Annotated in this window: 6 protein-coding genes; 4 read left to right on the top strand and 2 right to left on the bottom strand. The window is 69.3% G+C overall.

Translation table 11 applies throughout. The features are described 5' to 3' along the window. Positions 1–268: 268 nt before the first annotated feature. A complete protein-coding gene (locus ACIBJF_RS50910) occupies positions 269–904 on the bottom strand; it encodes a TetR/AcrR family transcriptional regulator (protein WP_399184706.1) in 636 nt (211 codons plus the stop codon). 437 nt (positions 905–1,341) lie between these two features. On the opposite strand from ACIBJF_RS50910, the gene ACIBJF_RS50905 reads away from it, so the two are divergent. From ACIBJF_RS50905 to ACIBJF_RS50890, 4 genes are read left to right on the top strand one after another with little or no spacing between them, the layout of a single operon-like run. Beyond that, positions 1,342–3,804, top strand: coding sequence for a SpoIIE family protein phosphatase (locus ACIBJF_RS50905; protein ID WP_399184705.1), 2,463 nt, complete (start codon positions 1,342–1,344; stop codon positions 3,802–3,804). 22 nt (positions 3,805–3,826) lie between these two features. Beyond that, positions 3,827–4,051: a PAS domain S-box protein gene (locus ACIBJF_RS50900; protein ID WP_399184704.1), complete on the top strand. Its 225-nt coding sequence runs from the start codon at positions 3,827–3,829 to the stop codon at positions 4,049–4,051. A 45-nt stretch (positions 4,052–4,096) separates the two neighbouring features. After that, a complete protein-coding gene (locus ACIBJF_RS50895) occupies positions 4,097–6,004 on the top strand; it encodes a SpoIIE family protein phosphatase (protein ID WP_399184703.1) in 1,908 nt (635 codons plus the stop codon). Then, the gene (locus ACIBJF_RS50890; protein ID WP_399184707.1) at positions 5,902–6,198 is read left to right on the top strand and encodes an ATP-binding protein; all 297 of its coding nucleotides are present in this window, start codon (positions 5,902–5,904) and stop codon (positions 6,196–6,198) included. Before ACIBJF_RS50895 ends, ACIBJF_RS50890 begins: the two co-directional genes overlap by 103 nt. Positions 6,199–6,551: 353 nt before the next feature. On the opposite strand, the gene ACIBJF_RS50885 is transcribed toward ACIBJF_RS50890, so the two are convergent. Then, positions 6,552–6,968 (bottom strand): hypothetical protein, encoded by a 417-nt coding sequence (locus tag ACIBJF_RS50885; RefSeq protein ID WP_399184702.1) that lies wholly within the window; start codon positions 6,966–6,968, stop codon positions 6,552–6,554. Positions 6,969–7,630: the final 662 nt, after the last annotated feature.

Raw genomic sequence — 7,630 nt, 5'->3', positions numbered from 1 at the left:
ACGGAAGGTGTACCGGGCATGCCCGGCGTCCTTCGTGGTCGCCTCTGTCGTCATGCATCCGAACCTACCCGAGAGCACTGACAGTTGAGAGTTCTCGATCATGGTGGGCGACGTCACCGCCGTGCGGGGTGGACGCCGGATCGCCCTGACGGCGATCCGGCCATCCCTGCCCTGCCCCGCAGGAGTCCGATTCCTCCCCGGCCCGAAGGCCGGGGCATCCTCGGAGGAACCCGGTGAAGCCGCCTCGTCGGCAGACAGCACATCATCTTCACGCCGCAGCAGGAAGGGGCCGCCGGGCGAGGTCACGGGCCTCGTCCGCGGAGACGCCAAGCATGTGCAGGAGCATCTCGGCCATCTTTCCGGCTGCATGGTCCCTGTCGGCCTCGGGCTGATGGAACCAGAGCTGCAGGAGCGCCAGCAGGCTGCCGTTCAGCACGGTCAAGGTGATCATCGGGTCGACCACGGTGAAGCGGCCAGAAGTCATGCCCTGCTCCACGTCGTGTCTCGCGCGCGGAGCCAGTCCGCGGCCGGCGCATATGCGGCCGAGCTCGCTGTGGCAGAGAATCCGCATGATCTCCGGGTGCGAGCCGGCCATGCGTGCGCTGAGCCGCATACCGGCGGCGAGGCGCTCGGCGGGGTCGTCGACGCCGTACAGATGTTTGTCGACGGCTCGGGCGAACTCCTCCACGGCGTCGGCCACGGCCGCGTCGAACAGGTCCGGCTTGGACGTGAAGTGGTTGTAGAACGAGCCGAAGCCCACGTCGGCGAGCTCCGCGATGGTCCGGATGCTGGCGCTCGTATCGCCCGACTCGGCTAGGAGCTGTCGCGCGGCGCGGACGAGTGCTTGCCGGGTCTCGGCCCGACGGCGTTCGAATCGATTCTTGGGTGAGGCTGACATCGGCACACACCGCACACAAGGTCAACAGTTCTGATGAATTAATCATCGCATTGGCGGTGTGGATTGTCCACCCTGAGCGCCATGGGCCCCCTTGCCGCCCAGCGGTCAGTAATTCCGGCGACGCTAGAGGCCACCTCACCTGCCCTCGTCGTGCTGCACGGCCACATTTGATTGAGCGATCAGTTTCGGTGGCCTTGACGACGAAGCGGTCGTATCTGACTATTTCATCAGAAGTGGGCAAAGTTGCCCAAGCTGGCGAAGACCGGTCGGCAGGTGTCAGCGCACCGGCCAGGTCGCGCGCTACACCGCAAACTCCGGCTTCCGGTACCGCACGGGGGACTTCTCCGCCTGCTGCCCATCACCGTCCACCACGGCTACGGACGGGGCGGCCGCGCCCACATGCCGGCACTCCCTCACCTCCGAACTGAAGGGGATCAACCACGATGACGAATACCGACCACACGCCACTCGCCAAGCCGGTGAGCCCCGGCGAGATACCGGACGCGGCGATAGCGGTGATCGATGCGGACGGGACGGTGGCGGCGTGGACGCAGGCCGCTGAGCGACTTGTCGGGTACTCGGCTGCGGAAGTGGTGGGCCGATCCGCCGTGCACGTGCTGCCGCCCTGCGAGGAGGCCCGAAGGGCTTCGCTGTTCGCCGAGCAGTGCCGTGCCCAAAGTGGCTGGTCCGGCACCGCCGCGGTCCGCCACCGCGACGGCCACACGCTCAAGATGTCGCTGCGGGTGTCGCTGTTGTGGGGACAGGACGCCGGCACCCGGTGGCTGGTGTCCGTGACCGACATAGGCGCCCTGTCCTCGGAGCCTGCCAACGGACCGGTGCGGGAGTCGCTCCTTGCCCATGCACCGATCGGCATCGTGGTGTATGACCCGCAGTTGCGCTGTACCTGGGTGAACGACGCGATGGAGCGCCACGACGGCATTCCCCGTGACCGGCGGTTCGGACGGCGTCTGAGGGAATCGCTGCCCGCCGTGGAGGCCGAAGCGCTCGAGGTGGTGATGCGGCAGGTGCTGCAGAGCGGTACCACCATGGTCCACGAGTACCGGGCGTGGCCGCTGTCGGACGGGCGCCGTGAGCATGCGTTCTCGGTCTCGTTCTTCTGCCTCCAGGACGCGGACGGCACGGCAATGGGGGTGTGCTCCATGACCGTGGATGTCACCGGGAACCGGCGGGCGCGCGAACGCCTGGCCATCCTCAGCGAGGCGAGTACGCGCATCGGCAGCACCCTCGACGTCATGCAGACCGGGCAGGAACTGGCGGAACTGGCCGTGCCGCTGCTGGCCGACCACGCCCTCGTCGACATGGTGGAGTCGGTTCCCTTTGGCGTGGAGCCCTCGGCACGGATCGGCACGACGAGCGGCCGCCCACCGCTGCTGCGCCGTGCCGGGGTGGCCTCCATCGACATGGGACTCCTGGAGTTGCCGTGGGTGCGGGAAGAGGTGATCCACGCCCACCCGAGCTCATCGTTCGCCGTCGCCCTGCGCACGGGCAGGTCTCACCTGGAGCCGGTGCTCGACACCCAGGCCGGCCCGTGGGTCGACCACGACCCGGTGCGGGCGCAGAAGGTACGGGACAGCGGCGTCCACTCCTTGATGGTCGTGCCCATCCGTGCACGGCGCTGCGTGCTGGGGCTGGCGCTGTTCGGCCGCTCCGAGGAACAGACGCCGTTCCAGGAGGACGACCTGCTCCTCGCCGAGGAGCTCGTCACCCGGGCCGCGCTCTGCCTGGACAACGCCCTGCAATATGCGCGCGAGCGCACCGCGGCCCTCACCCTGCAACGCGACCTGCTTCCCCACCGTGTGCGGGGCGGTGCCGCCGTCGAGGTTGCCTCGCGCTACGTGCCGGCCGACATGGACCACGGCGTCGGGGGTGACTGGTTCGACGTGATCGAGTTGTCCGGCGCCCGGGTGGCCCTCGTCGTCGGCGATGTGGTGGGACACGGCATCAACGCCGCGGCGACCATGGGCAGGCTCCGCACCGCGGTAGGCACGCTCGCGGACCTCGATCTGCCCCCCGACGAACTGCTGGCACGACTCGACGACACGGTGCACCGGTTGAACGACGAAGACGCCGACGTCTTCGACCACGTCCCTACGGTGGTGGGTGCCACCTGTCTGTACGCCGTCTACGACCCGGTCACGCGGCGGTGCACGATGGCGCGGGCAGGACATCCCCCGCCCCTGATCATCGACGCGCAGGGCCGGGTCACCATCGCCGACCTGCCCGCCGGAGCCCCACTCGGCCTCGGTCTCGGCCTGGTGCCCTTCGAGTCCGTGGAACTGGAACTGCCCGAGGGGAGTCTGCTCGCGTTCTACTCCGACGGACTGGTCGAGTCCCGTGACGGCAATCTCGACGTCGGCACGAGCCGTCTGGGGGCCGCCCTCGCACAGCCGGGTTCGTCCCTGGAGGACCTGTGCTCCCAAGTGATCGAGGCTCTGCCGGCCCAGGCGCAGCCCGACGATGTCACCTTGCTCCTCGCACGCACGCGCGTGTTCGAACCGGCCCAGGTCGCCTCCTGGGACCTGCCGAACGAGCCTGCCGCCGTCCCGGCCGCCCGCCGTCTGGCCGCTCGCCGGCTCGGCGACTGGGGGCTGGAGCATCTCGTGACCACGGTGGAGCTGATCGTCAGTGAGCTGGTCACCAACGCCATCCGCTACGGCGACGGCCCGATCCATCTACGGCTCATCCAGCATCAGGTGCTGACCTGCGAAGTCTCCGACACCAACACCAGCCACCCACGCCCGCGGCATCCGCGCACCCTCGACGAGAACGGCCGCGGTCTCTTCCTCGTCGCCCAGCTGTCCCGCAGATGGGGCTCCCGCTCGGTGACGGACGGCAAGGTCGTCTGGGCCGAGCAAGCCCTACCCCCCGCGGCCGCGTTCGCCTGAGCCAGAGAAGAAGGAACGAAAAATGGATGTAAACGCTTGCAGCGAGCCGCAGGCGTTCGAGTGCGTGGCAGCCGCCATGCTGGACGACCGGGGCACGGTGCTCCGGTGGACCAGCGCGGCAAAGGAGCTGACGGGGTTCACCGCCGAAGAGGTCTGCGGTCGCCCCGTACAGGAACTGGTGGCCGACCTCCCCGCCGAACCGCACAACGCGACGAAGATGCCGGCGTCCGGCCGGGTACGGCTGTGACATCGGTCCGGCGAAACCGTCGAGGTCACCTTCCGGACCTCTGCGGTGGAAGGCCCCGCGGAGTTCCTTGTCCTGGCGGCGCCCGCACACCACGTCGTCGACCACGAGCAGGGTGCGGCGCTCCTGCGCGCACTGTCCTCACAGGACCGGGTCACGATCGCTCTGCACGTCACGGACCTGGCCACCGTGCAGACGAACGCCACAGCAGGCACTCCCGACGGCCGTCGAGTACAACCCGGTACCCGGCTGTGCGACGTGCTCTGCGCCGAGGACGCCGAGAACCTCGAGGCAGTACTGCGCCAGGTGCTCGAGACGGGCGCCCCGGTCATCCGCAGGACCCAGCACGTGAGCTGGCGGCACGATCCAGCGCGGCGGCGGGCACTGTCCCTGTGCGCCTTCCGTCTGGAGGACGCGCGAGGACGCCCCACGGGGGTCGCGGCCCTGTACATCGAGACCCTCGACCAGCTGGGCGCTCGCCGTCATCTGCACCTCTCCCGCGAGGTGGCTGAGCGCGTAGGGGGATGCCTGGATGTCGTGCGGAGCGCGCGGGACCTGGCGGACCTCCTCGCACCCGGCTTCGGGGACCTCGCCGCGGTCGACCTCGCGCACTCTGTGATCGGCGGGGAGGAACCCGCGCAGCAGCCGGGCGGTGGCGACATGCGCAACGTGGCCCTGGCGCCCAGCGCCACGGCGTGGCCCGCTGGCATCAAGCAGGGCGATCTCGTCCCACCCCTTCCCGACCACCCTCTCCTGCGCAGCATTCGACAGGGCGAGACAGTCGTCTTCGGCCTTGACAAGTTCACCGCCATGGTCGGCGACCCGCAGCTGGTCGAGTATCTCGTCCCGAAGGGCGGTCATTCGGTGATGGTGGCACCGTTGCGCGCCCACGGTGTCGTGCTCGGCGCCATATCGCTTTGGCGCTGCGGACGATCCGACCCGTTCACCGTGGACGAAGCAGAGCTCATGGCACTCCTCGCCTCCAGAGGCGCGCTCGCCATCGACAACGCCCGCCGACACACGCGCGAGCACCGGGCGGCAGTGGCGCTGCAGCAGCGCCTTCTTCCTCCGGCCACTACCGACACTCCGGCAGCCGAGACCGCTGGCGTCTACCTGCCCGCAGGCGGCGGAGCGGAAGTCCGCGGCGACTGGTACGACGCCATCGCGCTGCCTTCCCTCCGGCTGGCCCTTGTCACCGGGGACGTGATCGGCCACGGCATGCCCGCAACCGCCACCATGGGCCGTCTGCGCACCGCCATCCAGACCCTCGCCGACCTCGAACTCGAACCGGACGAGCTGCTCACCCGAATCGCGGACCTGGTCCAGCGCCTCGTGGCCGAAGCCCCACCCGACGACCACGACGTCGTCGGCGCCACATGTTTGTACGCGGCCTACGACCCGGTCACCCGACGCTGCACCATGGCCAGTGCCGGACACCCGCCACCCGTCCTGGTCCGGCCCGACGGGACCGCCGAAGCAGTCGACGTTGTCCCGGGGCCACCACTCGCCGTCAGCGGCATGCCGTACGAGACCACCACGATCGACCTCGAGCCAGGCAGCGTCCTTGCGCTCTACACCGATGGCCTGGTCGATCGAGGGGCGGACGACGACATCGACGACGGACTCCAACGGCTGACCCATGCGCTCGCTGCGTCCTGCTGGCCGGACCGGGCTCTGGAGGAGACCGGCAAGGTGCTCCTCGCCGGACTGGTGGCCGAAGGACCGCGCGACGAGGCGACCCTGCTGCTGGCACGCACCCGCGCCGTACCAGCCGAGGGCACCGCTCACTGGCAGATCCCGGCCGATCCGGCAGCCGTCTCCCAGGCCGGGAATGGGCCACCCGGCAACTCACCCTGTGGGGGCTGGACGACCTACTCTTCACCACCGAACTCATCGTCAGCGAGCTGGTCACCAACGCGATCCGCTACGGTCACCCACCGGCGGAGCTGCGGCTGATCCGCCACAACGTCCTTGTCTGCGAGGTCACCGACTCCAACAGCGCCCAGCCCCGCCTGCGCCGTGCCTGCACCACCGATGAGGGAGGGCGCGGCCTGTTTCTCGTCGCCCAATTCGCCGAGCGCTGGGGCTGCCGCCATGGCCAGAATCACAAGACGATCTGGTCCGAGCAGCCCATCGCGTGCCCCCGCTGATGCCGCCCGGACTCCCGGACTGAGGTCTTCGAAGCGGGCCGGCCGGTGTCGCATACCGAAAGCAACCGCATTGGCCTGCCACGATGCCCCGTACGTTCCAAAGTCAGGGAGGGGCGTTCCGGGAGAAGTCGTTGACCTGCGGCTTCGCAATCATCCGCAAGGCCCGCCTAACCGCAGGGCCGCGGGCCAGCAACAGTGCTCGGACGGGCCAACAACAGGGCTCATGGGCCAGCTGAAACGCTCAGTCTCAGGATTGTGGTCGGGTAGCCGGATCACATTGCCGTGACCCGGCTACCCGACCACAGGGATACGGCCACTTTGCGATCAGTGCCCCTCGTCGAGCATCTCGGACCTCAGGTCGCCGCGCCCCGTCGGACACGCGGCCGGTGCCGGTAACGACCGAACTCCAGCCTCGCCTGATCAACCTCGATCTCCACCGCCACCTCAGGAATGACCGGCAGCAAGCGCACAGGATCGGCGCCAGGCAGTCCGCTGACTGCGCCCGGGAGCTCACGCATTCCCTCCCCGGCCGCATGCAGCAGCGGCGCCACGGCAAGGCGCACCTCCTGAGCGAGGGGAAGACTCACACCGATGGCCCGCATCCGGCCGCCCTTCGGTCGGCCCAGCACGAGGGCCTGCGCCGCCGGCGTCCTCCCGGTCACCCCGATGACCACGGCCTCGGTGGTGTGCCGCTGGCGCCACGTCACCCAGCCCGAGGCAAGGCTGGCAGCGTACGGTGCATCCGTGCGCTTACCCACAAGGCCTTCCACGCCCCTGAGCGCTCCACCCACTTCAGGGCCTGCCGGACGTCCTCGGTGGCTGGCACCGCGCGCAGGGTGGCCGGGCCGCCCTTGAGTAGGCGCAGCAACTCGGTGCGCCGCTGGGCATAGGGGCGGGGCCGCCAGTCGGTGTCGCCGACGGCGAGGACGTCGAAGAGTTGCAACCTGGACGGTGAAGTCGGCGCCACGGCGGGGGCCACGGCGGCCGGCCCGGCTCTGCAACCGCTCGAAGGCCACGCCAGAGCCGTCGATGAAGACCGCGACGAGCTCACCGTCGAGGACGGCGTCCGGCAGGCCGACGGCAGCGTCTGCGACGTCAGAGAACGGGCGGGACAATTCAGTGCCGTGCCGGCTCCACACCCGTCGGGTCGCTGTGTGAATCTGACATCGCCAGCCGTCGTTCTCCAGACTTCGCCGTGTCTCGTGAGACACGGCGGTGGGGGGTGCTGGCTCGCTTTGAAGATGGACGAGACGGGCGTGCATCACCCGGACTGGAGGCGGGGGTGTCAGGTGGCGGTGGCCTACGGCGTCTCCTGATCGTGCTGGTAGGCGGCGAGGAGGAAGAGCCAGATCTCGCTGATGGTGGGGAAGGGGGCGATCGCGTGCCTGAGCCGTTTGAGCGGGATCTCGCCGGCGACCGCGAGGGTGGCCGA

This window comes from Streptomyces sp. NPDC050743 (assembly GCF_044456925.1).
GTDB lineage: Bacteria > Actinomycetota > Actinomycetes > Streptomycetales > Streptomycetaceae > Streptomyces.
The sequence above is the reverse complement of the archived record's forward strand: the minus strand, read 5'-3'. Positions and strand labels throughout refer to the sequence as shown.